The sequence below is a fragment of the Tolypothrix sp. FACHB-123 genome (genome assembly GCF_014697075.1).
Taxonomy (GTDB): Bacteria; Cyanobacteriota; Cyanobacteriia; order Cyanobacteriales; family Nostocaceae; genus Aulosira.
Map to the genome: position 1 here is coordinate 144,490 of NZ_JACJRE010000006.1, position 21,848 is coordinate 166,337.

Sequence of the window (21,848 nt, forward strand, 5' to 3'; positions counted from 1 at the left end):
AATTGCAATTCGCTGTAAAACCTTGAGCGATATCTGCTGCGGCGGTTTACGCCTACGCATTTGCTATATTTGCGAACCCATTTGTTATTTTGGCGATGCTTACGGCGGTTTATGCCTACGCATTTTCTATTTTTGATTCTACAATTGCTATTTCGGCAGTTGCATTTTCTATTTTCGATACTACAATTGCGGCTTTTGATAATACATTTGCTATTTTGGCGATCGCATTTACAGCTTTCGATAATACAAAAACAGCTTTTGATAATACATTTGTGACTTTTGCGATCGCATTTACAGCTTTTGATAATACAAAAACGACTTTTGATAATACATTTGCCATTTCTGATACTACAATTGCAATTTTGGCGATCGCTAGATTGGGATACGCCTACGCATTTGCTATAAATGCAAACCTGATACCCAATTTTCTAAAACTGCATACCCTAACCCATCATAGAGGTATATGTTACTGATAAGATTACTTAGGTAACATTTATGAAAATATACAAAACCGCAGTTCTCACCTGTATTACCCTACTTACCCCAATCGCCCAAACACCCATCAACTCATCCGCGATTGTGGGAATTACACCAGTTTCAGCGCAAACTTCAGGGGGGAAAGCTGAAGCTAATAGACTTTTGCAGCAAGGTATTAAGCAGTTTGAAACTAGTCAATTTGCAGCTGCATTACAATCATGGCAACAAGCACTCATTATCTACCGCCAAATCAAAGATCGTAAAGGTGAGGGTAATGTGTTGGGTAATTTGGGTATTGCTTATGATGCTCTGGGGGACTATCCTACAGCTATTAAATACCAGCAGCAAAGTTTAGCGATCGCCCGCGAACTTCAAGATAAACGCGGTGAAGGATTGTCGCTGGGTAATCTCGGACTTGCTTACTATGGTATGGGAGACTACCCAAAAGCCATTGAATACCAGCAGCAGAGTTTAGCAATTAAACGCGAAATTAAAGACAGATTCGGAATGTCCCAGTCTTTCGGGAATTTGGGTATTGCTTATTATTCTTTAGGAGACTACCCAAAAGCCATTGAATACCACCAACAAAGTTTAGCAATTAAACGCGAACTTCAAGACAAATTGGGCGAAGGACAGTCTTTGGGGAATCTGGGTTTAGTTTATTATTCTTTAGGAGACTATCAAAAAGCCATTGATTATCACGCCGCAAGATTAGCGATCGCTCGTCAAATTCGCGATAGGTTAGGTGAGGGACAATCTTTAAATAATCTCAGTGGTGCTTACTATGCTTTGGGCGATTACAAAAAAGCGATTGAGTTCCAGCAACAAAGTTTAATTATCAGCAGAGAAATCAAACATCGTCAGGGTGAAGCTGCGACGCTGGGTAATCTCGGTGGTGCTTACTATGCTTTGGGCGATTACAAAAAAGCGATTGAGTACCATCAGCAAAGTTTAGCAATCGCTCGTCAAATTAAAGATCGTTTAAGTGAAGGACAGTCTTTAAATAATCTAGGCGCTGCTTTCTACAAACAAGGCGATCTCCCCAACGCTGAGAAAACTTTATATGCAGCCATTAATGTTTATGAATCTCTGCGAGATCAAAGATTAGCTGATAGCAACAAAGTTTCACTTTTAGACACCCAAAGTAACACCTACAGAATTTTACAAAAAATCCTCATCGCCCAAAATAAACCAGATGCAGCTTTAGAAATAGCCGAACGCGGTCGTGCTAGGGCGTTTGTTGAATTGCTTGCATCCCGTCTATCTACTAACAATCAACAGGCTAATCAAGCACAGCGATCGCCAACAATTGCCGAAATTAAACAAATTGCCCAAAAGCAAAATGCTACTCTCGTACAATATTCAATTATTGTTGATGATTTTCAAGTAGCAGGTAAACAAGAATTTCACGAATCAGATTTGTATATTTGGGTCATCAAACCTACAGGTGAAATTGCTTTCCGGCAAGTTGACCTTAAACCACTGTGGCAAAAAGATAAAACAAGTTTAAAAGAATTAGTTAACAGTAGCCGTACAGGTATAGGTGCCCTCAGAGGTCGAGGGGGAATTGTGGTGACGGAAAATCCTCAAGGAGAAAAAAAAGAAGAATCATTACAAAAATTGCATGATTTATTAATTAAAAATATCGCTGATTTATTACCAAAAAATCAGAGCGACAGAGTTATTTTCATTCCGCAAGATTCTTTATTTCTCGCACCATTCCCAGCCTTGCGCGATGAACGAGGTAAATATTTAGTAGAAAAACATACCATGCTCACTGCCCCAGCAATTCAGGTGTTAGATTTTACCCATAAATTAGGGCGAGGCAGAACCACCAATTATAAAAATGCTTTGATTGTCGGCAATCCAACCATGCCGCTAGTCTCTACCCAACCGCGTCAACCTGCTACTAGGTTAGATCCATTACCAGGGGCGGAACTAGAAGCCAAGACAATTGCTGATATGTTAAACACCAAAGCAATTCTCGGTAAAGATGCAACTAAAGTCAATATATTGCAACGCTTATCACAAGTAGATGTAATACATTTAGCCACTCACGGCTGGGCTGATGATAACCGGGGTTTAGGTAGCTGGATTGCCCTAGCACCATCAGGAAAAGATGATGGTTTACTCAAAGCTGAGGAAATATTAGATTTAAAATTAAATGCTCAATTAGTCGTTTTAAGTGCTTGTGAAACCGGCAAAGGAAAACTTTCCGGTGATGGGGTAATTGGGTTATCGCGTTCGTTGATTTCTGCCGGTGTTCCCAGTGTATTAGTATCCTTATGGCAAGTACCGGATGAACCGACACAATATTTAATGGTGGAGTTTTACAAGAATTTAGAAACTCAGCCAGATAAAGCTGTGGCGTTGCGTCAAGCAATGTTGAAAACGAAAGAGAAATTTCCTTCTCCTGGTGATTGGGCGGCGTTTACTTTGATTGGAGAAAGATAAGTTTTAAGGTTTGTAATTTATTCCAGGACTTACGCAGGTGTCACAATTAAACAACCATTTGTAGGGTGGGTATTGCCCACCATATCCGGGTTTCGGTGGGCAGTGCCCACCCTACAAAATGAAATTCTGTGCCAAGACATTTTGGCTTGAGACAAAACTGGGGTGGGGTAAAGTTGATCTTGATGGTAGACAATCTAATTCAAAATCAAGTCTTGATAAGGCTTTCGCGTTAATTTGACACCTATGTGAGGAAATCTCGCCCCTACGTGTCAAATTAATATTACCAATGCCCCATGCCCAATGCCCCATGCCCAATACCCTATGCCCCATGCCCAATACCCTATGCCAATGCTGGTACGGGAATTTCTAGATGAGAGTATAGAGGGAAGCGATCGCATAATGCTGCTACTCTTCGCAGACAATCAGCCGCAACTTCTTCGGAATCTGGTGAGAGCAGGCGATCGGCAATAATATTCCCAATCTCGATAAATTCTGCCTCACCTAATCCTCTACTGGTCATTGCTGGTGAACCTAATCTCAAACCACTAGTAACAAATGGTGATTGAGGGTCGAAGGGAACTGTATTTTTATTAGCGGTGATATTTACACCACTGACTAACTGATCCGCTTGTTTTCCAGTCATGCCAACAGACCGTAAATCTACTAACATTAAATGGTTATCTGTTCCATTAGAGACTAGCTTTAATCCCCGCTTTTGTAATTGCGCCGCTAAAGCACGAGCATTATCAATTACTTGCGCAGAATAAGTTTTAAACTCAGGCTTTAACGCTTCACCAAAAGCTACCGCTTTCGCTGCAATTACATGTTCTAAAGGCCCGCCTTGAGTTCCGGGGAAAACTGATTTATCGAGCTTTTTACCAAGTTCTGCATCCCCAGTCAAAATTAAACCACCACGAGGGCCGCGGAGAGTTTTATGGGTGGTAGTGGTAACTACATGGCAGTGAGGAATCGGGTTAGGATGAAGACCAGTAGCCACTAAACCAGCAATATGAGCAATATCTGCTAGTAAGTAAGCACCTACTTCATCAGCAATACTGCGGAACTTTTCAAAGTCAATAATTCTGGGATAAGCCGAATAACCGCAAATTAAGAGTTTAGGACGCTCCTTCAGCGCTAATTCGCGAATTTGTTCGTAGTCTAATTGTTCAGTTTCTTGACTGACGCCATAATGACGCACTTGGAACCATTTACCCGACACATTTACTGGGGAACCGTGGGTTAAATGTCCACCATGAGACAAATCCATCCCCATAATTTTGTCGCCTGGCTCTAGGAGTGTTAAAAACACAGCAAAGTTAGCCTGTGCGCCAGAATGGGGTTGGACGTTGGCATGAGCAGCACCAAATAGCTGTTTGGCGCGGTCGATGGCTATTTGCTCAACTTTATCGACAAACTCACAACCGCCATAGTAGCGTTTACCAGGAAGTCCCTCGGCATATTTATTAGTCAGTACGGAACCTTGAGCAGCTAATACAGCGGCGGAGGTAAAGTTTTCACTCGCAATTAACTCTAAATGGTCGCGTTGACGTTTAAGTTCTTGATTCAACAAATCCGCGATCGCTGGATCGCTAGCGTTCAAAAAATCTGAATTAGTCTTACTCACTTCAGCTATCCTTAGGGAAATTGCACAAGGGTTGTTTTTGGCTGGGTGTTACATTTTAGCAACAATCCACAGTCAAGATTACATAGTTAAACGTCTATAGTTCAATGACTTTCGCTCATAGATGTTAATTTCTGCTGACTTATTTATTATGAGATGTCAGTCCCAAACTTTACAAAATACCAGCCCCAAAGATTTGGGTAAGCTATTCTGCTTTTAAGTTGCACAATCCGTTGTAAAGGCTGTTGAGCGTTGACAGTAGGGGCGGGTTTATTTAAATCTTTGTTGCTCAACGCGGATATCGGTGAATCCGCCCCTACACCCGCCCGTACAACAGTTAATAGCCCTTATTAGTAGTTGTGCAATTTAGATGCGCATTAGCTTATGCAGACTTTTGCTGAGTCTGACTAGGCTTGAACTATAAAAATATATGTATTACTTTTTACTAAAAAAACTCCGCTTAACTATACACAACATAGAATAAATATAGAGTCTACTAAGCAATTTTGATTGCTTGGCGATCGCTTTTATCTCATTGAAGTGTTTCTGCTGACAACTCCTGAGTTGCTCTCCAGCGCACTTGCGAGCTTCTACGCGCACATCATTGCCTAAGAGACATCAGCGGTTACTTTTAGGCGTTCATTGCCCAATTGAATCAGAATTTACTTTTCTCACAGGTAATTCTCCGGCTGGAGCGTCTAAAAAGCCAATCCTCCCTAAATCAAATGTAGATAATAGTGTGAATTTACAGGAGGAAATAGAATGCTAGTAATTTTAATGGAAGATCAAATCCTCACACCCCTTAAGGTTTGTCAATCTTGTTTACTAGCTGATCGCAGCGGACAACCACGTTGGAGGCAAGGTCAACTGCGTTGTGGTCAACAACTACCCACTATCAACGCCCAGCATCCAGAGCAATATGAGTGCATGATGGGTTTCCGCATTGCCAATATAGAATAATGAGATTTGCTAGCAACCGCAGGTAACTGCGTTATCCTAGGCTCAAGTAACTGTTGAAATTTAGCCACAGGAGAACGCACAATGGCTTGGCGCGGGTCTACAACGGTGTCCGATCGCATTCTTGCTTGTTTACCTTATTTACTGCCCTTAATTGATGGGTTGATGTTCGGTTATATTTCCTTATTAAGGCAATTTCCCGCACTTCGATTGTTTTTTTCGCCTCTGGAACCGATAGCTGCTATCTACGCTAGTTTAGGACAAATAGGACAACTGATTGTTTTCTTTGCCTTATTCTTTTTAGTGGTGAGAAATGAAAAAATTGCTCATTTCATCCGCTTTAATACTATGCAGGCAATCCTTTTAGATATCATTGTGTTTCTTTGCAGCATAGTTTTGCGGGTTGTCGCACTCCCTGGTATAGATTTTGCCGTGCAAACGGTAGCCAGCACAATCTTTCTCGGTTTAGTTGCAGCAGTAGGATATTCTGTAGCTCAGTCGCTGATGGGACGTTACGCAGAAATTCCCGCAATTTCTGATGCTGTTTACATGCAAGTACGTTAGCAATTAACGGGCAATCACAGTGTTTTCTAGGCGACCAATACCTTCAATTTCTACACGGACGCGATCGCCTAGTTGCAACGCGCCTATACCCTCTGGTGTTCCTGTCAGCACCACATCCCCTGGTAGCAAGGTCATCACCTGACTGATGTAGGATACTAAAACATCCGGTGGAAATACCATCTGATCGATACAGGCGGATTGCACGGGATTGACATCGTCATTTAAAAACGTCTGCAATCTCGCTCCCGGATTTAATTCTCGAACAATCCACGGGCCTAAAGGACAGAACGTGTCAAAACCCTTGGCGCGCGACCATTGACCGTCCTTTTTTTGTAAATCCCTAGCGGTAACATCATTAGCGATGGTATAGCCCCAAATTTTAGTTTGGGCTTCTTCGGGAGTACAATCACTAGTGCGATCGCCAATAATCAACGCTAACTCGCCTTCGTAGTCTACCCGTTGAGACAGCGACGGATATTTGATTTCTGTCTCTGAGGCAATAATACATGTTGACGGCTTGAGAAATAGCAAGGGTTCACTCGGTACGGGAGTTCCCATTTCTGCTGCATGATCTGCATAATTTTTGCCCACCGCCACAATTTTTGAGGGAGCACAAGGAGCCAGAATGTGATAATTTTCTGGTTCCAAAATTAAATCTGTCGGCTGTCCTTGTAGCCAAGGTGGAGCATCTAGTACTTGGACTTTCAAGGATAGTTGTAATAGCCCATAGTAAATCTGTCCTTCTGGATTTTGAACTCGCACATAGCGCTGCGCCATAACCTTGATTAATATCCTTTTGGATGCAATTAAAAGCTGTTAGCTGGTAGCCACCGTAAGTTAGCTTTTGGAAAATTACAAACAGTCAATATTCAACGGTAGAGCCTTTAGTCTCCCACCGATAGATATTGACCTTGAGTGGCTGACAACCACTAGCTGAATTCCCCTGATGAAAATTAGTCCTAGGGTTTAATTAACTGCCACTGTCGTGACTCAGCAACTTACCATTAGGATATTGCTGAAGTTGCTCATTGGGCTGTTAAACTTCAGAAGTCAAGGGGTAGCTTCTGGTGAGAAATTGAAACTTAGGCTGATTTGGCTCAAGATTCAATTTAAAAACTGGTAAGATTATAGTTCCTTGTTGCTTCAGATGTTGATCTATACCGAGATTTTTTATTGAATTTCATGTATAAATCGATATCAGCAAGCAGCCAATCTGTCCATAAGGAGACTCAAAAGCCATGTCGATAGTTTACGAAACAATGTACATCTTGCGTCCCGATTTAGGAGACGAACAGGTAGAGCAAGCAATTACCAAGTATCAGAACTTGCTCAAAGAACAAGGTGCAGGTGAGATCCAAATCCAAAATCGGGGTAAGCGTCGTCTGGCTTATGAAATTAAAAAGCAGCGTGATGGCGTTTACATTCAATTTAACTACACTGCTCCAGCAACTGCGATCGCTCCTTTAGAAAGAGCTATGCGCTTGAGTGAAGAAGTAATTCGCTACCTGACAACTAAACAGGAAGTCAAAGAAGACAAAGCAGACAAGGCAGACAAAGCAGATCAAGCAGCCGTACCTGCTTAAGCGATTGTCAATAAATCAGTGCTGAGGTCTTGCTACTCAGCACTGAGAAAATAATTAACATAAAACTTATAAAAAAATGTGCCTTTTTTGCTCCTTGGCTTGGTTAGTAATGCTAAATTAACAACAACTTACTCGCAGTAAGTTGACCGTAATTCTAACTAAAAGTGGACAAGATTCTGAATGGGAGCTGTAAGCCACTGTGAGCCAATTTGATACACCCGACATCCAAGCTCTCTCTAATGAAGTATCGCAGCTACGCCAAGAGTTGCAACTTCGCGATCAACTAGTGCAACAACTATCTCAAGAACTTTTCCGGCTAGTGAAGGGCAATACTACTTTTATGCCCCAAAAATCTGAACCGGAAAAAGATCTTCAGCAGTTGCAAGCTTTGCAAGAACAATTGCAAGCCGTCGAACAACAGGTGACTTTCTACCAAGAACAAATTACAGCGCGAGACGCTGAAATCTACCAACTGCGTCAGTCAGTCCAAGAACTCACCGATCGCAGTCGGATGTTGGAGCAAGTAGTCCAAGAGTTACCGCAAATTTATCGACGCAAATTTGAGGAGCGTATGGCTCCAGTGCGAGAAAAAGTGGCAATGCTACAAAAAGAAAATCGCCAACTTCAAGCAGAGCTGCAAAGTGTGAGTTATCGTTTGGCAGTAAAAAGCCGTAATGCTAACCATAGTGGCATCGATTTGCCAACTTTTCCCCGCCCATCTGCTGACCAAACTAATATTTCTGCTATTCCTAATAGTTAATATTAATTAACGTTGACTGCGAATTTATTCTGGGAATTTTCTAACTAGTGCGGCGGAATTCCCCTCCCTACTTTGTTGAGGGAGGGGAATTCCGCCGGATGACTACGCATTGACCCCCGAATGTTCTCAACCGTTGGGTTGATCGGGGAGTGGCGAAACATAAATAAACTTAAAACCCTTACCAAATGACCAATGACAGCCTTCTCCTGTCAAAGACGCTCTTGCTAGCTGGCTTCCCCCAGGGGTACGCCAGTATTTAATCGCGCCGACCCCTAAAACTCAAAACAGCACCTCAAACCGCCTCAAGGGCAATTGCCCTTAAGGTATGTGAATTCACTGCTGCTCTGGCAGCATAAATCTGGTAATGTAGATGATGGTGAGGGTTTCATATTAAAAATATGTTAATAATTATTAAAAAACGGGAACTCACCATCAGTTATTTGCTATGAACAAAGGTTCACCCTACTACTAATAGCCTGTTATCTTCAGCGATAGTTACGACATCCTCATAGGTATGAAAGATTTCAAACACTGAATCCAACTGAGTCAATTCGAGGATCAAGCGTACGGGTGCTTTGACATTGCACAGAACTAAGCGACAACCACTTTGATGTGCAGCCTTTAATCCTGTGACGAGAGACACTAAGCCAGAACTATCCATAAAATCGACTGCTGCTAGGTCAACCACCCAGAGTTGATGAGGTTGGGGTATTACTTGAGACATTTCTTGACTTAAGGCGATGCCACCCTGTAAATCAATACTTCCTTGGGGTTTGAACAAAACTACTTGAGTTTCTTGTGTCTGATTCATGAATTTCACGGAATTAATTGCAACACTATAACAGAAAACACAAAATTGGCACTGATACTGAGTTGGTTTTGGTTATGTAACTTCTGTGCTTACCTAAGTAAACAAGGCATAACAAAAGAGCAACCAAGACAACATTTTTCAGTACTTATGCCGTATAATTTGTCTTAACTTTCACAATATTAGGCATAAGCTACTAATAATTACAGTAGCGTGTGTATCTTTTACAGGATTTTTACATTAATTAGCGTTCAGGTAAATTTTTTATAAAAAGATTATAGTTAGTCTCAGTACCTATACGGGTATGTTAATACCTGAAAGGGGAGCTACCGTCAAGACTCTAGAGATAATGGTTAGGATAGAATAGAAGCTATTCAATCTTGTTAAGTGGCTTGATTGACACCCCAGCCAAAATGGAGCAAAGATTATAGTACAAGTAAAAATTTGTAAAGGCGGCGGTGCGGAATGTCTCTTGAGTTGATTTCACTAGAAAACATCCAGGAATTCGCCCACCATTATGGTTATTGGGCAATTTTTTTGGGAATTTTGCTAGAAAATTTGGGCATTCCCCTTCCTGGTGAAACCGTAACCCTTGTCGGTGGGTTTCTTGCAGGCAGTAATGAACTGAATTACTGGCTGGTGCTGGGGGACGCCGTTGCTGGTGCGGCAATTGGTGGTACCTGTGGTTATTGGATTGGTAGACTCGGTGGCTGGAATGTCTTGCTACAAATCGGTAAGTTGTTTCGGATCTCTGAAGAAAAACTACTAAATATTAAAGCCCAATTTAGTGAAAATGCTGTTAAGGCTGTATTTTTTGGCCGCTTTTTTGCGTTATTACGAATATTTGCTGCACCACTAGCTGGTATAGCCGATATGCCCTTCGGAAAATTCTTTGTATATAATTTAGCAGGAGCAAGTGCTTGGGCAAGCGTGATGGTAACATTGGCTTTCTTTGCGGGAAGAGTTGTTTCTTTAGAACAATTAGTTTCTTGGGTAAGCCATTTTGCGATCGCCGCCTTACTTATTTTGGTGGCTTTAATTGTTGTTCCCATTTGGTTAGAATCTCGCCAAGTTAAGCGGGCGGCGGGAGAATAATCAAGTAAAAAGTCAAAAGTCAAAAGGTAAAAGCAAGTGATTACTTTTGCCTTTTGACTTTTGCTTTTACCTAGTCTGTTGTGCCCAAATACGTGTTGGTAAACCCCAAACGTAGATAAAGCCTTCAGCGGCTTTATGATCGAATCGATCCTCAGCGCCATAGGTGGCTAAATCTGGGCTGTAAAGGGAATTATCACTCCAACGCCCGACAAGGGTAGCATTACCTTTAAACAGTTTGAGTCGTACAGTTCCAGAAACTCGCTCTTGAGTTTTTTGAATAAACCCATCTAAAGCTGCTTTGAGAGGACTGTACCAGAGACCGTTGTAAACTAATTGAGTATAAGTCTCTTCAATACCGCGCTTATAGTGACTGACATCTGCTGTCAAAGTTAAGCTTTCTAAATCTCGGTGTGCCTGAATTAACACGATCATTGCGGGTGATTCGTAGATTTCCCGCGATTTAATACCCACCAAGCGGTTTTCGATCATATCGATCCGCCCGATACCATGATTTCCAGCTACCTGATTGAGTTCTTCAATCAGCGCTACTGGGGTTTTAGCTACACCATTGAGGGTAGTAGGAATACCTTGTTGGAAACCAATTTCAATGTACTCTGGTTCGTTTGGGGTATCCGCGATCGCCTTTGTCATCTGATAAATTTCTTCTGGTGGCTCATTTGCTGGATCTTCGAGGACACCAGCTTCAATACTACGACCAAGCAAATTTTTATCAATACTATAAGGAGAAGATTTTTTCACTGGTACGGGGATACCATAGCGTTCGCCATAGGCGATGGTTTCCTCACGACTCATTCCCCATTCTCTAGCTGGTGCGAGGATTTTCAGATTGGGATTTAGCGCCGCACAGGAGACATCAAAGCGCACCTGATCGTTTCCTTTACCGGTACAACCGTGAGCGATCGCATCTGCTCCATATTTTTCTGCTGTTTCTACTAATATTTTGGCAATTAGTGGGCGAGCAAGTGCAGTTCCCAGAGGATAACGATTTTCATACAAAGCGTTAGCTTGAATCGCTGCAAAGGCGTAATCTTTTACGAAGCTGTCTTTAACATCCGCCACCAGAGATTCACTTGCACCCGATTTTAGGGCTTTTTCGCGAACTGGTTCTAATTCATCACCTTGACCTAAATCTGCGGCTAGCGTAATTACTTCTTCTACACCCCACTCATGCTTGAGGTAGGGAATGCAAACTGAGGTATCAACTCCCCCAGAATATGCTAAGACAACCTTTTTGGCGCGACCCATTAGTTTCTCCACTTAGGAAAACAAAGAATGAGTCATTATTATATCTAACTAATACACGTATATTTTATTTAACGATCGAACTCTGGAAGCTTAAATAGAAATTCCGTTAAAGGCAGAATTAGGAATTAAGTAAGTGTAAACCTACTGCCTTTAATTTTTACATTTGAAACAATATTTTTGCGCTTGATTTGCGCCTGAATTTTATTTTGTCACCAAAGGAGAAACTTGGTTCCAACTGCCAGAGAAAACAAAATTTTCTAGGTTCTTACGCTGGCGTGGAGCTAATTCGCGTTGTTGCAACTTTTCGGGTAAAGTTTGTACATCTCCGAGGTAACCCAAAGCGATCGCGGCCACAGGTTCATAACCCTCAGCTATGCCGTAAACTTGTTTGGCTTTTGCAGCATCAAATCCCGCCATTTGGTGGATATATAGCCCTAATGCAGTAGCTTGGATCGCTAAAGTAGCAGCAGCCGCTCCCACATCATGAAAAGCATGTTTGTTTTCTACACCTTTGTGCTGAAAATAAAGCTTAGCCACTGATAGCATCAGTACTGGAGCATTTTTTGCCCACTGTTGATTTCCTTCGGCTAGACAACTTAGTAGCTGTTCAAATTCCCCCGGATTATCTTTAGTCGCAATTATAAAGCTCCAAGGCTGCTCGTTAAAAGAAGATGCTGCCCATGAAGCAGCTTCTAAAACCGTACATAACTTTTCGGTTTCTACTGGTTGATCGCAGAAAGCCACCGGACTCCAACGCTGTCGCACTATCTCTGCAACTGGATATTGGGTATTAGCTATTTTATTGCTCATTTGCAGGTATTTTCTTGCACCAGTATTTATCATACCTAACGGGGGCAAGACCTTGACACTTGGGCAAGCTCAGTGTTGATAGTCAAGAGGATTAGGGAAGGAAGACAAGGAAGCAGAAGCGGGGAGGGGGAGAACAAATTAAGAATGACCAATAACCAATGACTATATGACTATTGAATATTGACCAATAATTTATTTTTATCTCCCAGGTAAATAAAGTTGAAAATAATTAGTTAAAAAAGTTTGTAAAGTCTCCACTTGCTAAGAAGAGTTGCGGTATCATAAGTAAAGATGAGAATTAATTCGGTGATAGTGTTTTTTGTTAGTATTGATTGGCTTTTTCCTTTTGGTATTTTCAGACTCTCTCCGAAATCTAAATCTCTACAAGTTGACGATTTTGGAGACATTCTATGTCAGTTTATGTAGGTAACCTTTCTTACCAAGTTACAGAAGATGCACTGACTGCGGTTTTTGCAGAATATGGTTCTGTAAAGCGAGTTCAAATACCTACCGACCGTGAAACAGGCCGTGTACGCGGCTTTGCTTTTGTGGAGATGAGTTCAGACACTGAAGAGACTGCTGCAATTGAAGCTCTCGATGGTGCTGAATGGATGGGACGCGATCTTAAAGTGAATAAAGCCAAACCAAAGGAAAATAAAGGTTCCTTTGGTGGTAATCGCGGTGGCTATGGCGGTGGTGGTAACCGCGGCGGTCGCTACTAAGTTACAGGGTTTATTAAAAAAAGTTTAGGGGCTGGTATTCATCAGATCCATTAACTTAATTAAATTTTGTAAAAGCTCAAGCAGTAATGCTTGAGCTTTTTTAATCTGGTTCAAATGAGCGGCTTGTCTAATTAGCCATAGCACGTCACGATCGCGAATCTTTGATTCTCAGGTGGGATTATTAATAATGAGTCCCGGATTTGCGATGATGTAAAGCTGTGACACCATCTTGATTTAGTACTTTGCCATTCTCGACAGTCGCATAAACTAGCCAATGATCGCCGGATTCCATGCGATTTTTCACAGAACACTCTAAATATGCTAGTGCATCATTGAGAACGGGAGAACCGTTTTCAGCTTCTTGTGTGGCGACACCAGCAAATCTATCTTGTCCGGGGCCAAAGGGTTTGAGGAAGTGTTTCATCAAGCCTAGGTGATTTCCTTCTTGGAGGATATTCAGAACAAATTTATTCCCTGAGTGCATGAGAGATTCTACAGCCCGGTCTTTAGCAACGGCTATGGTTAAACCAGGAGGACTAAAGCTGGCTTGAGATACCCAAGAGGCTAACATTGCACTAGATATATCTTCTTGCTTGGATGTGAGAACGCAAAGAGAACCAACAATTCGCCCTACTGCTTGTTCTACAGTTGTAGCGGGTACACTTTGCGATCGCACTTTTCTCGCTTTCTTCAATGCTTGCGCAAAGTCGGTTCCGGCTTCTTCACACAGTTGCAAGGTAACATCGTTGGGTTTGAATTTGACGCGGATGGTGTCAAAACCAAAGCGATAACCTGCGTCTTTGAGTTTACTTTCAATTAAATCAACAGCTTCACCACTCCAGCCAAAGGAACCGAATACACCCGCAAGTTTATTATTAGTGGCGGTGGCGAGGACAATCCCTAAAGCTGTTTGTACTGGTGTGGGTGCATGTCCTCCCAATGTCGGCGAACCCATGACAAAACCAGCAGATTTCTCTACAGCCGCGCGGATATCTTCTGGATCTGTAAATTCGCAGTTAATCGATTCTACCGCCACACCTGCTTTAGTGATTCCGCGAGCGATCGCCTGAGCTAATGTAGCTGTATTTCCATAGGCAGATGCATAAATTAGTGCGACTGTCAAGTCTGCGGAAGTTTGTTGCTGACTCCATTCCCGGTAAGCTTTGGTTAGTTCAATTAGGGCGTAACGCACCAAAGGCCCGTGTCCGGTGGCGTAAATTCTCGCGGGGAAATCGGCTAGTTTATCTAGGGCTGTTTCCACTTGACGGGCATGGGGAGCCATCAAACAATCAAAATAATAGCGGCGGTCTTCGTTAATTGATTCCCAGCCTTCATCAAACACCTGATCGCCACAAATATGCGCCCCAAAGAACTTATCTGTATAGAGAATTTCCGTTTGTGGGTCATAGGTGCAGAGGAGGTCAGCGTAGCGGGGATTGGGGGTAGGAATGAATTGTAAATCGTGACCCTTACCTAAATTTAGGGTTTCATCGCCCCGCATCACCAAAATTGGGACATCTGGATTTTCTAGCGCCCCCCGTAAAGCGATCGCCCCAGGATTAGAACAAACAAAAGTAATTTGCGGTGCGACTTCCAGCAACGCCTTTAAAGTGGCGGCGCGGTTAGGGTTGATATGACCCAAAATTACATAATCTATAGCTTTGATATCAAATCTCTGCTGCAAAGCGTCTAAATAGATTTGCGTAAAAGTTTCGCCAGGGGGGTCAATCAGGGCGAGTTTATCACCTTGAATTACATAGGAATTAGCAGTTGTACCCTTGGCTAAAGCATATTCAATTTCAAACCTTAACCTTGACCAACTGCGCGATCTCAGTACGGTGGTATCTGTAGCTATGGGAAAAACTTGAACGTCACGAGGTTTAGTAGACATAGGGCATTGGGAATAGGGCATTGGGCATGGGGCATGGGGCATTGAAACAATTTTGGATTTTGCGAAAAGTCGGAGCGCCGGCTTCCGGCGATCTGAACTTTTCAAGACGGATTTTGGATTTTAGATTGGAATCCAAAAGACGCTCGCGGACTCGCTCTAAGCGAAGCTATGCCGTTAGCGTAGCGTCTCCGATAGGAGAAGGCTTTACGCTACGCTAACGCAAATCTAAAATCTAAAATTCCTTGTCCCCCTTCTAGCCCCTAGTAATGGTTACCAACTTTACGATGATGCACAGCTGTTAGGGCTTCTGGCTTAGATACTCGTCCGGCGTAGACGGTGCTATATACTGCCCAGTGATCGCCGCAATCCATCCGGCTTTGGACTTCGCACTCGATATAAGCTAAGGCATCGGTGAGGATGGGTGCGCCATTTTCGGCTGGCTGGGTTTTTACGCCTTCAAAGCGATCGGCACCAGGGGCGAATCGCTTTAAGAAGTGCTTCATTAATGTTTGATAATTGCCTTCTTCTAAGATGTTGAGGACAAAGCGATCGCCTACTTGCATCAGTGATTCAATCGCCCGATCCTTAGCGACTGCGATGGAAAATCCTAGAGGTTTAAAGCTGGCTTGGGCTACCCAAGAAGCTAACATGGCGCTGGAAACATCGCCTTTTCTAGCAGTGATGATATATAAACCACCGCTAAGTCTACCGAGGGCTTTATCTAAGTCAGCACTCAGAGATTTCATCGCTTTAATACTGCGATCGCGTGTTACCCACTGGGCTAAGTCTGTACCAGCTTCTTCACAAAGTTTGTAGGTGTTTTCCGTGGGGGTCTGTTTGATCCGAATGGCGGGGAAAACTGTTGTTAAGCCCAAGTTTCGGAATTTACTCACTAAAGGATCTATCGGTTCGTCATCGCCACCACCAGTTTCAAATATACCAATGGCTTGTTTTTCCTTAGTAGAACCTAAAACAGTGCTGAGGGCGGCTTGGATATTAGCAGAACTGGAAACTGGCGGTACACCCACAACTAAGCCAGCACAACGACCTACTAATTCTCGCAGTTCTTGTAAATCAATGCCTGAACCTAAGTCTACCCATTCTATAGCTACCCCAGCTTTGTTGATACCATTGGCAATGGCTTGGGCGAGGCGATCGCTATGACCGTATTCCGAAACGTAAAATATGCCAATGACTGTTTCTGGTTTGGGTTGGGTTTGACTCCAACTGCGGTAAAATCCGGTAAGTTTAGCAACGTTGTGATAAAGTAACGGCCCGTGACCAGTACCAATCATTTTTACTTCGGGAAGTTCGCCCATGCGCTTTAAAGCTGACAGTACTGACCGCGCATTCGGCCCCATTAAGCATTCGTAGTAATATTTAAAATCAGGTTCAATCGCTTTTAAATCGTCATCAAAAGTACTCTCGGTGCAATAATGCATCCCAAAAGCGTCGCAGGTGTAAAGAATTTGTGTTTTATGGTCGAAACTAAAGATAGTATCTGGCCAGTGCAGGTTGGGAGCAATCACGAATTCAAATTCATGACCGTTACCAATATCCAAGCGATCGCCATTTTTAACAATCCGGCGCTTAAACGGCTGATGTACCAAATCCTCCAAAAACTGAATTGCTACTTTTGAAGCAACTACAGTAATATCTGGAGCCATCTGTAATAAATCTTTCACTAAGCCGCTATGATCTGGCTCAGTGTGGCTGACAATTAAATAATCAATTTCTTGAGGATTAATCAGCCCTGTCAGCGTATCAAAATATAGCTGGCGAAACTTCTCATGGGAGGTATCAACAAGCACGGTCTGCTCACCGCGAATCAAGAATGAATTGTAAGTTGTACCGTTTTGCAGACCAAATTCAATATCAAAGCGATCGCGATCCCAGTCCAAAGAGCGAATAGCTGTAGTATCTTCAGCAATATCCACAGTCTGAATGGTTAGCCTTTTTTCAATTCTTTCGGTGAGCGCTACCATAACTCCCCTCCTTGACAAAATGAGTATATTTTCCTCTAACTTTATTTTGACATGGCTTGATTGTAAATTTTTATTAAAAAATCTATAGGGAACTTAAGAAAATTAAATTGGGGCATGGGGCATTGGGCATTGCAAAGAAGGATATTTAGGAATCGTGAAAGAACAAGTGGGTAAAACAGACAATATTTGGTTGGCATTGGAAATTGGAAATTCTCGGCTACATTGGGCGTTATTTATCGGCGCAAAGCTTGACTGTACCTGGGATACCGACTATTTACCAGAATTAGTCATCCAGCAACTAGCACAATCTCAAACACTGGCTGATTTACCCCCAGAAATTTTCCCCGCGTCTCCGCGTCTCCATATCCCCGCGTCCCCGCGTCCTCTTCCCCTCACCATCGCCTCTGTAGTTCCCAATCAAACAGCACTTTGGCAAACTTACCCTCATGTTCGGGTAATCACCTTAGAGCAAATACCCCTCAAAAATATCTATCCCTCATTAGGAATCGATCGCGCTTTGGCTTTATGGGGTGCGGGTAAAACTTGGGGATTTCCCATGCTGGTAATTGATGCGGGAACAGCACTAACATTTACGGCTGCGGATGCTAACCATTGTTTAGTGGGAGGAGCGATTTTACCGGGTTTAGGCTTGCAATTTGCGATTTTGGGGCAAAAAACCGGACAATTACCCCAAATAGACACAGAATCTATGGCATCTCTTCCGCCACGCTTCGCTTTAAGTACCGCAACAGCGATTCAAAGCGGCGTCATTTATACCCTGTTAGCTGGAATCAAAGATTTTATTGAGGCGTGGTGGCAATTATATCCTGAAGGGAAGATTGCGATTAAAGGAGGCGATCGCACTTTACTATTCAATTATCTCCAAGTTTTGTATCCCGCGATCGCACCACGTTTAACTGTAGAACCTAATTTAACTTTTTGGGGTATAGCCGAAATATTAGCAGCCCCATAAAAGCCACGTTTGGTAAAGTAAGAGTCGAACCTTATCAAACAACAGCTATGTACGTGCTAATTGGTGGATCTGGTTTAGTAGGACTCAGCCTAGCGCAGAAATTAATCGAATTAGGACATACTGTAGCAGTCATTGACATCGATCCTAATGCTTGTCGCTACGCCCGCGAGCAAGTAGGCGCAATGGCTTTTGAAGGTAGCGCCGTCAGTACACAAGTTTTATTAGAAGCAGGAATTCGCAAAGCTGATGCTTTAGCAGCTGTGCTGCGGAGTGATGCGTTGAACTTAGCAATGGTAACCCTCGCTAAACATTACGGCGTTCCCCATATTGTGACGCGGATGCGCCATTCCGATTTTGCTGAACCTTTTAAATTAGCTGGAGCCAATCATATTATTGGCGCAGTTGAACTAGCAGTTTCCACAATGGTAAATGCAATTGAATATCCGCAAGTAGAATCAATGATGCATTTTGAGCAAGGACAAATTGAAGTTTTAAAACTAGCAATTCCCAATAACTGCTATGTGGTAAATCGCAGCATTGCCGAAATTGCTCAAGATTACCGCTTTCCTACAGGTTCTCTAATTATTGGCTATCAAGCCCATCCCCATGAAGATTTAACTATTCCTAATGGCAGTACAGTCTTAGAACCTGAATCAACTATACTAGTTGTCACCAAACCGGGTTCATTGCATCAAATGATAGATTTTATTGAAGGCTGTAAATAAAATTAATGAGGCTATATATACGTTTTTATTTAATAGCTACTTTTTTGATTTTTCTCGTAGCTTGTACATCACCCAATAAACCACAAAATTCATCACCACCAAATATTAACTCTACATCATCTCAACAAGTTGTCACTCTAGACAAAAATTTTCTTGTAGCAATGGGTCAAACTATTTATGTACCTATATATTCCCATATTTATCATAACGATGAGCGACAAATTTTAAATTTAGCAGCCACCTTGAGTATTCGGAATACAGATTTGACCAATCCTATTATTATTACTGCCGTGCGCTACTACGATTCAGATGGAAAATTAATTAAGCAGTATTTAGAGCAACCTATCCAACTCAATGCTTTAGCTTCTACAGATTTTTTCGTCAATAGAACAGATACTAGTGGTGGTTCAGGGGCAAATTTCCTTGTAGATTGGGTATCCCAAAAAGTAGTTTCTGAGCCAATTGTAGAAGCTGTGATGATTGCAACTGAATTCCAACAAGGTGTGTCCTTTGTTAGTCCTGGTAAAGTGATTAAAAATCAAAAAAACTCCCAAAGCACATCTTTAAAGTGAATCTTACAGAATTAGTCAACATTTCAATTATTCTCCTGCTCATTGCCACTATTGTAGCCCTGCTATCCCGTTGGTTACGAGTGCCTTATGTCACAGGTTTAGTGTTGGCTGGTCTACCAATCAACGAGTTATTATCTCGTCGCATTGGTTTAGATCCATCCCTAGTTTTGAATCTTTTCCTGCCAATTCTCATCTTTGAAGCTGGTATCAATACAGATGTTAGTCGCCTACGCAGCACGTTTAAACCAATTGCTTTGTTGGCTGGGCCAGGATCTTTGCTTTCCAGTGCTATTATTGCCGTTATATTGAAATTTTTACTAGGACTAACTTGGATACCTGCTTTATTTGTAGCAGTAATTTTGGCAAATACGGATACTGTTTCAATGATTGCCGTATTTAAAGATATATCAGTACCCTCTCGCCTTTCTACCATTGTCGAAGGAGAAACTCTATTCAACGATGCAGCTGCCTTAGTTTCATTTAACCTCATTTCACAAGTATATTCTACAGGTTCAATCACATTATTACAGGGAATCCAAGAACTATTATTTATTGCTCTGGGCGGCGGTATCTTGGGGTTAGTCTTAGGTTATTTGAGCATACCTGTATTCTCCCGTTTGGACGATCCTCTGAGCAGTCTCTTACTAACTGTGGCAGTTGCACTAGGAACTTTTCAAGTTGGACAATTTATAGGTGTATCTGGTGCTGTAGCTGTGGTTGTTGCAGGATTAATTTTTGGAAATTTAGGGCTTTCTAGTAATACTTCTGCTTCTAATCGCATCACCTTATTGAGTTTCTGGGAATATGCCAGTTTTAGTGTCAACACGTTTATTTTTTTGCTAATCGGTGTACAAATAAATCCAGTAGTCTTGTGGAAGACTTTAGTTGCAATTCTCCTAACAGTTTTGGCTTATCAGTTAGGGCGGATTTTTTCAATCTATCCGCTTATGGCGGTGGTTCGCTGGATTGACCGTCCAATTCCCCTCTCCTGGCAACATCTACTTTTTTTAGGGAATATTAAGGGTTCGCTCTCGATGGCTCTGGCGTTAAGCTTACCCAATACATTACCAGGGCGAGAATATCTCATTACTTTAGTCTTTGGTAGCGTGCTGGTATCATTGGTGGGCCAAGGTTTAAGCTTACCCTGGCTGGTGAAACGCTTAAAATTATCTAAATTTTCAAAGCATCAGCAGCAAGTTGAACAATTGCAAGCTCAATTAATTACAGCTAAAGCAGCACAAGATGAATTAGACACTCTCTTGAAAAGCGGTGTTTTGCCAAAAGCTGTGTATGAAGAAATGCGTTCAACTTACCAAGTGCAAATAGCAGCTGCTGAAAAAGTATTACGTGAATTTTATAATCGCCGTGCAGGTGAGTTTGATGGTGAAAGTGGAGCTTTGAGTAAACTCGATGCCATCCGTCGCCGTCTACTACTAGCAGAAAAAGGAGCGCTCAATGAAGCAATGCGTAAGCGAATTCTTTCAGAAGAAATTGTACGAGAGCGGATACAATCTATTGATGAACAATTGCTGCAACTGGACGATGATTAATGTTGTTAGTTTTGTATCCGACCGCACCACGTTTAAATGTAGAACCTAATTTTATTTTCTGGGTCATGGAAAAACAGGTAAATTGCTCAAATTTAGTCTGGTTATACCAAGGTTTTTAAGGGGTAGTCATTTTATATAGCTGCGACTCTCTGCCCTAAAAATTTATATAATTCTTGAAGATTTTGCTTTTACATATTCCTGAATATCTTCAGCTACCAGCCCTACACAAGATTCTGGTAAATTATCGCCAGCGTGAGGAATAATTTTTAATTCAGCTTTAGGTAACCGTTGTTTGTAAGTTTTACTCTTCGCTAAAGCATCAGCTGTGTCTTTGCCACCTTGTAAAATTAAAACTGAATTTGTTAGCAAATGCAATCGGTCTTGTAGATACTCTGCGGCAATTTCTGGCTTTGACCTGTTGAAGAGTAATTGACAGGCTGTTGAGTGTTGTAATAGTGTTTTACGCTTTTGTAAAGATTGTTCAATTTTTTTATGCAAACCGAAAATTCTCACTATGGGCAGAAGCGATCGCAAAATTTTAAATAATAATTTTGGCCCGTCCAATAACCACTGCATTTTTTGCCATCTTTTCTCCTCTCCTTCTATTGCCACACCCTCTGGTGATAATAATATTAAACCTTCAATTTGTTCTGGATACTTTAAAGCATAAGTACCAGCAATCCACCCGCCAAGAGAATGTCCTACTAAATATACTTTCTCCAGCTTTAACGCTTCTAGAAACTCAGCTAAACACTCTACTTGCAACTCAACTGAGTAATGAATATTAGGATTATCTGACTCACCGCATCCTAATAAATCTAAGGCAAAGCAATGAAAATGCTGTGACATAGATTCCATTACTGATACCCATTGGCTACTATCGTTCCAAGCACCATGTAAAAAAATAATCGGCATTCCCTGACCAGCTTCGCGCCAGAATAATAGCCCTTGAGAAAGTTTTCTCCGGGAGTTACGAAATAGCGTATCCATCTGAATTTTAACGATTAAGTTTTAGCATATTAGTCAATAATCATT

20 protein-coding genes are annotated in these 21,848 nt (G+C 42.0%); 12 read left to right on the plus strand and 8 right to left on the minus strand.

Features of this window, described 5'->3' with window-relative positions:
- Nucleotides 1–95: 95 nt before the first annotated feature.
- Nucleotides 96–473: a hypothetical protein gene (locus tag H6G41_RS06460; RefSeq protein ID WP_190744706.1), complete on the plus strand. Its 378-nt coding sequence runs from the start codon at nucleotides 96–98 to the stop codon at nucleotides 471–473.
- Between the two features lie 22 nt (nucleotides 474–495).
- The gene (locus tag H6G41_RS06465; protein WP_190744708.1) at nucleotides 496–2,931 is read left to right on the plus strand and encodes a CHAT domain-containing protein; all 2,436 of its coding nucleotides are present in this window, start codon (nucleotides 496–498) and stop codon (nucleotides 2,929–2,931) included.
- A 340-nt stretch (nucleotides 2,932–3,271) separates the two neighbouring features.
- Here the strand turns inward: H6G41_RS06465 and glyA are convergent, their stop codons facing one another.
- Nucleotides 3,272–4,555: a serine hydroxymethyltransferase gene (gene glyA, locus H6G41_RS06470; protein ID WP_190744710.1), complete on the minus strand. Its 1,284-nt coding sequence runs from the start codon at nucleotides 4,553–4,555 to the stop codon at nucleotides 3,272–3,274.
- A gap of 759 nt (nucleotides 4,556–5,314) precedes the next feature.
- On the opposite strand from glyA, the gene H6G41_RS06475 reads away from it, so the two are divergent.
- Both H6G41_RS06475 and H6G41_RS06480 read left to right on the plus strand, forming a co-directional pair.
- Nucleotides 5,315–5,512: a hypothetical protein gene (locus H6G41_RS06475; RefSeq protein ID WP_190744712.1), complete on the plus strand. Its 198-nt coding sequence runs from the start codon at nucleotides 5,315–5,317 to the stop codon at nucleotides 5,510–5,512.
- A gap of 81 nt (nucleotides 5,513–5,593) precedes the next feature.
- The gene (locus tag H6G41_RS06480) at nucleotides 5,594–6,073 is read left to right on the plus strand and encodes a Tic20 family protein (RefSeq protein WP_190744714.1); all 480 of its coding nucleotides are present in this window, start codon (nucleotides 5,594–5,596) and stop codon (nucleotides 6,071–6,073) included.
- Nucleotides 6,074–6,076: 3 nt separating this feature from the next.
- Here the strand turns inward: H6G41_RS06480 and H6G41_RS06485 are convergent, their stop codons facing one another.
- A complete protein-coding gene (locus tag H6G41_RS06485) occupies nucleotides 6,077–6,850 on the minus strand; it encodes a fumarylacetoacetate hydrolase family protein (protein ID WP_190744717.1) in 774 nt (257 codons plus the stop codon).
- Nucleotides 6,851–7,311: 461 nt separating this feature from the next.
- On the opposite strand from H6G41_RS06485, the gene rpsF reads away from it, so the two are divergent.
- Complete coding sequence (gene rpsF / locus H6G41_RS06490) at nucleotides 7,312–7,656, plus strand: 30S ribosomal protein S6 (protein ID WP_190744719.1); 345 nt, start codon at nucleotides 7,312–7,314, stop codon at nucleotides 7,654–7,656.
- 199 nt (nucleotides 7,657–7,855) lie between these two features.
- A complete protein-coding gene (locus H6G41_RS06495) occupies nucleotides 7,856–8,416 on the plus strand; it encodes an Npun_F5560 family protein (protein ID WP_190744720.1) in 561 nt (186 codons plus the stop codon).
- Nucleotides 8,417–8,873: 457 nt separating this feature from the next.
- Here the strand turns inward: H6G41_RS06495 and H6G41_RS06500 are convergent, their stop codons facing one another.
- Complete coding sequence (locus H6G41_RS06500) at nucleotides 8,874–9,227, minus strand: STAS domain-containing protein (protein WP_190744721.1); 354 nt, start codon at nucleotides 9,225–9,227, stop codon at nucleotides 8,874–8,876.
- Nucleotides 9,228–9,689: 462 nt separating this feature from the next.
- Here H6G41_RS06500 and H6G41_RS06505 point away from each other — a divergent pair, with 462 nt between their 5' ends.
- Nucleotides 9,690–10,319, plus strand: a complete 630-nt coding sequence (locus H6G41_RS06505) for a DedA family protein (RefSeq protein ID WP_190744722.1) — start codon at nucleotides 9,690–9,692, stop codon at nucleotides 10,317–10,319.
- 66 nt (nucleotides 10,320–10,385) lie between these two features.
- Here H6G41_RS06505 and H6G41_RS06510 read toward each other — a convergent pair whose 3' ends face one another.
- Together H6G41_RS06510 and H6G41_RS06515 are read right to left on the minus strand one after the other, a co-directional pair.
- Nucleotides 10,386–11,585, minus strand: a complete 1,200-nt coding sequence (locus H6G41_RS06510; RefSeq protein ID WP_190744723.1) for an argininosuccinate synthase — start codon at nucleotides 11,583–11,585, stop codon at nucleotides 10,386–10,388.
- 201 nt (nucleotides 11,586–11,786) lie between these two features.
- On the minus strand, nucleotides 11,787–12,395 hold the full coding sequence (locus H6G41_RS06515; RefSeq protein ID WP_190744724.1) for a nitroreductase family protein: 609 nt from the start codon (nucleotides 12,393–12,395) through the stop codon (nucleotides 11,787–11,789).
- 410 nt (nucleotides 12,396–12,805) lie between these two features.
- Between H6G41_RS06515 and H6G41_RS06520 the strand changes: the two genes are divergently transcribed.
- Entirely contained in the window at nucleotides 12,806–13,117 is a 312-nt protein-coding gene (locus H6G41_RS06520) for an RNA-binding protein (protein WP_190744725.1), read from the plus strand.
- 181 nt (nucleotides 13,118–13,298) lie between these two features.
- Here H6G41_RS06520 and H6G41_RS06525 read toward each other — a convergent pair whose 3' ends face one another.
- Both H6G41_RS06525 and H6G41_RS06530 read right to left on the minus strand, forming a co-directional pair.
- Entirely contained in the window at nucleotides 13,299–15,008 is a 1,710-nt protein-coding gene (locus H6G41_RS06525) for a diflavin flavoprotein (RefSeq protein ID WP_190744727.1), read from the minus strand.
- A 260-nt stretch (nucleotides 15,009–15,268) separates the two neighbouring features.
- Nucleotides 15,269–16,993: a diflavin flavoprotein gene (locus tag H6G41_RS06530; RefSeq protein WP_190744729.1), complete on the minus strand. Its 1,725-nt coding sequence runs from the start codon at nucleotides 16,991–16,993 to the stop codon at nucleotides 15,269–15,271.
- Nucleotides 16,994–17,144: 151 nt separating this feature from the next.
- Between H6G41_RS06530 and H6G41_RS06535 the strand changes: the two genes are divergently transcribed.
- The 4 genes from H6G41_RS06535 to H6G41_RS06550 are packed head-to-tail and all read left to right on the plus strand — an operon-like array spanning nucleotide 17,145 to nucleotide 20,813.
- Complete coding sequence (locus H6G41_RS06535) at nucleotides 17,145–17,966, plus strand: pantothenate kinase (protein WP_190744802.1); 822 nt, start codon at nucleotides 17,145–17,147, stop codon at nucleotides 17,964–17,966.
- Between the two features lie 47 nt (nucleotides 17,967–18,013).
- On the plus strand, nucleotides 18,014–18,691 hold the full coding sequence (locus H6G41_RS06540; RefSeq protein ID WP_190744731.1) for a TrkA family potassium uptake protein: 678 nt from the start codon (nucleotides 18,014–18,016) through the stop codon (nucleotides 18,689–18,691).
- Nucleotides 18,692–18,696: 5 nt separating this feature from the next.
- Nucleotides 18,697–19,263: a DUF3124 domain-containing protein gene (locus H6G41_RS06545; protein WP_190744733.1), complete on the plus strand. Its 567-nt coding sequence runs from the start codon at nucleotides 18,697–18,699 to the stop codon at nucleotides 19,261–19,263.
- The gene (locus H6G41_RS06550) at nucleotides 19,260–20,813 is read left to right on the plus strand and encodes a cation:proton antiporter (protein WP_190744734.1); all 1,554 of its coding nucleotides are present in this window, start codon (nucleotides 19,260–19,262) and stop codon (nucleotides 20,811–20,813) included. Before H6G41_RS06545 ends, H6G41_RS06550 begins: the two co-directional genes overlap by 4 nt.
- Before the next feature lie 162 nt (nucleotides 20,814–20,975).
- Here H6G41_RS06550 and H6G41_RS06555 read toward each other — a convergent pair whose 3' ends face one another.
- A complete protein-coding gene (locus tag H6G41_RS06555) occupies nucleotides 20,976–21,803 on the minus strand; it encodes an alpha/beta fold hydrolase (RefSeq protein ID WP_190744736.1) in 828 nt (275 codons plus the stop codon).
- Nucleotides 21,804–21,848 lie beyond the last annotated feature (45 nt).

Bases quoted from the DNA above. Each gene is read 5' to 3' on its own strand.
- H6G41_RS06510 (WP_190744723.1), bottom strand. From the start codon at position 11,585: ATGGGTCGCGCCAAAAAGGTTGTCTTAGCATATTCTGGGGGAGTTGAT.
- H6G41_RS06505 (WP_190744722.1), top strand. From the start codon at position 9,690: ATGTCTCTTGAGTTGATTTCACTAGAAAACATCCAGGAATTCGCCCAC.
- H6G41_RS06520 (WP_190744725.1), top strand. From the start codon at position 12,806: ATGTCAGTTTATGTAGGTAACCTTTCTTACCAAGTTACAGAAGATGCA.
- H6G41_RS06515 (WP_190744724.1), bottom strand. From the start codon at position 12,395: ATGAGCAATAAAATAGCTAATACCCAATATCCAGTTGCAGAGATAGTG.
- H6G41_RS06475 (WP_190744712.1), top strand. From the start codon at position 5,315: ATGCTAGTAATTTTAATGGAAGATCAAATCCTCACACCCCTTAAGGTT.
- H6G41_RS06500 (WP_190744721.1), bottom strand. From the start codon at position 9,227: ATGAATCAGACACAAGAAACTCAAGTAGTTTTGTTCAAACCCCAAGGA.
- H6G41_RS06465 (WP_190744708.1), top strand. From the start codon at position 496: ATGAAAATATACAAAACCGCAGTTCTCACCTGTATTACCCTACTTACC.
- H6G41_RS06480 (WP_190744714.1), top strand. From the start codon at position 5,594: ATGGCTTGGCGCGGGTCTACAACGGTGTCCGATCGCATTCTTGCTTGT.
- H6G41_RS06525 (WP_190744727.1), bottom strand. From the start codon at position 15,008: ATGTCTACTAAACCTCGTGACGTTCAAGTTTTTCCCATAGCTACAGAT.
- H6G41_RS06540 (WP_190744731.1), top strand. From the start codon at position 18,014: ATGTACGTGCTAATTGGTGGATCTGGTTTAGTAGGACTCAGCCTAGCG.
- H6G41_RS06485 (WP_190744717.1), bottom strand. From the start codon at position 6,850: ATGGCGCAGCGCTATGTGCGAGTTCAAAATCCAGAAGGACAGATTTAC.
- H6G41_RS06460 (WP_190744706.1), top strand. From the start codon at position 96: ATGCTTACGGCGGTTTATGCCTACGCATTTTCTATTTTTGATTCTACA.
- H6G41_RS06555 (WP_190744736.1), bottom strand. From the start codon at position 21,803: ATGGATACGCTATTTCGTAACTCCCGGAGAAAACTTTCTCAAGGGCTA.
- rpsF (WP_190744719.1), top strand. From the start codon at position 7,312: ATGTCGATAGTTTACGAAACAATGTACATCTTGCGTCCCGATTTAGGA.
- H6G41_RS06530 (WP_190744729.1), bottom strand. From the start codon at position 16,993: ATGGTAGCGCTCACCGAAAGAATTGAAAAAAGGCTAACCATTCAGACT.
- H6G41_RS06545 (WP_190744733.1), top strand. From the start codon at position 18,697: ATGAGGCTATATATACGTTTTTATTTAATAGCTACTTTTTTGATTTTT.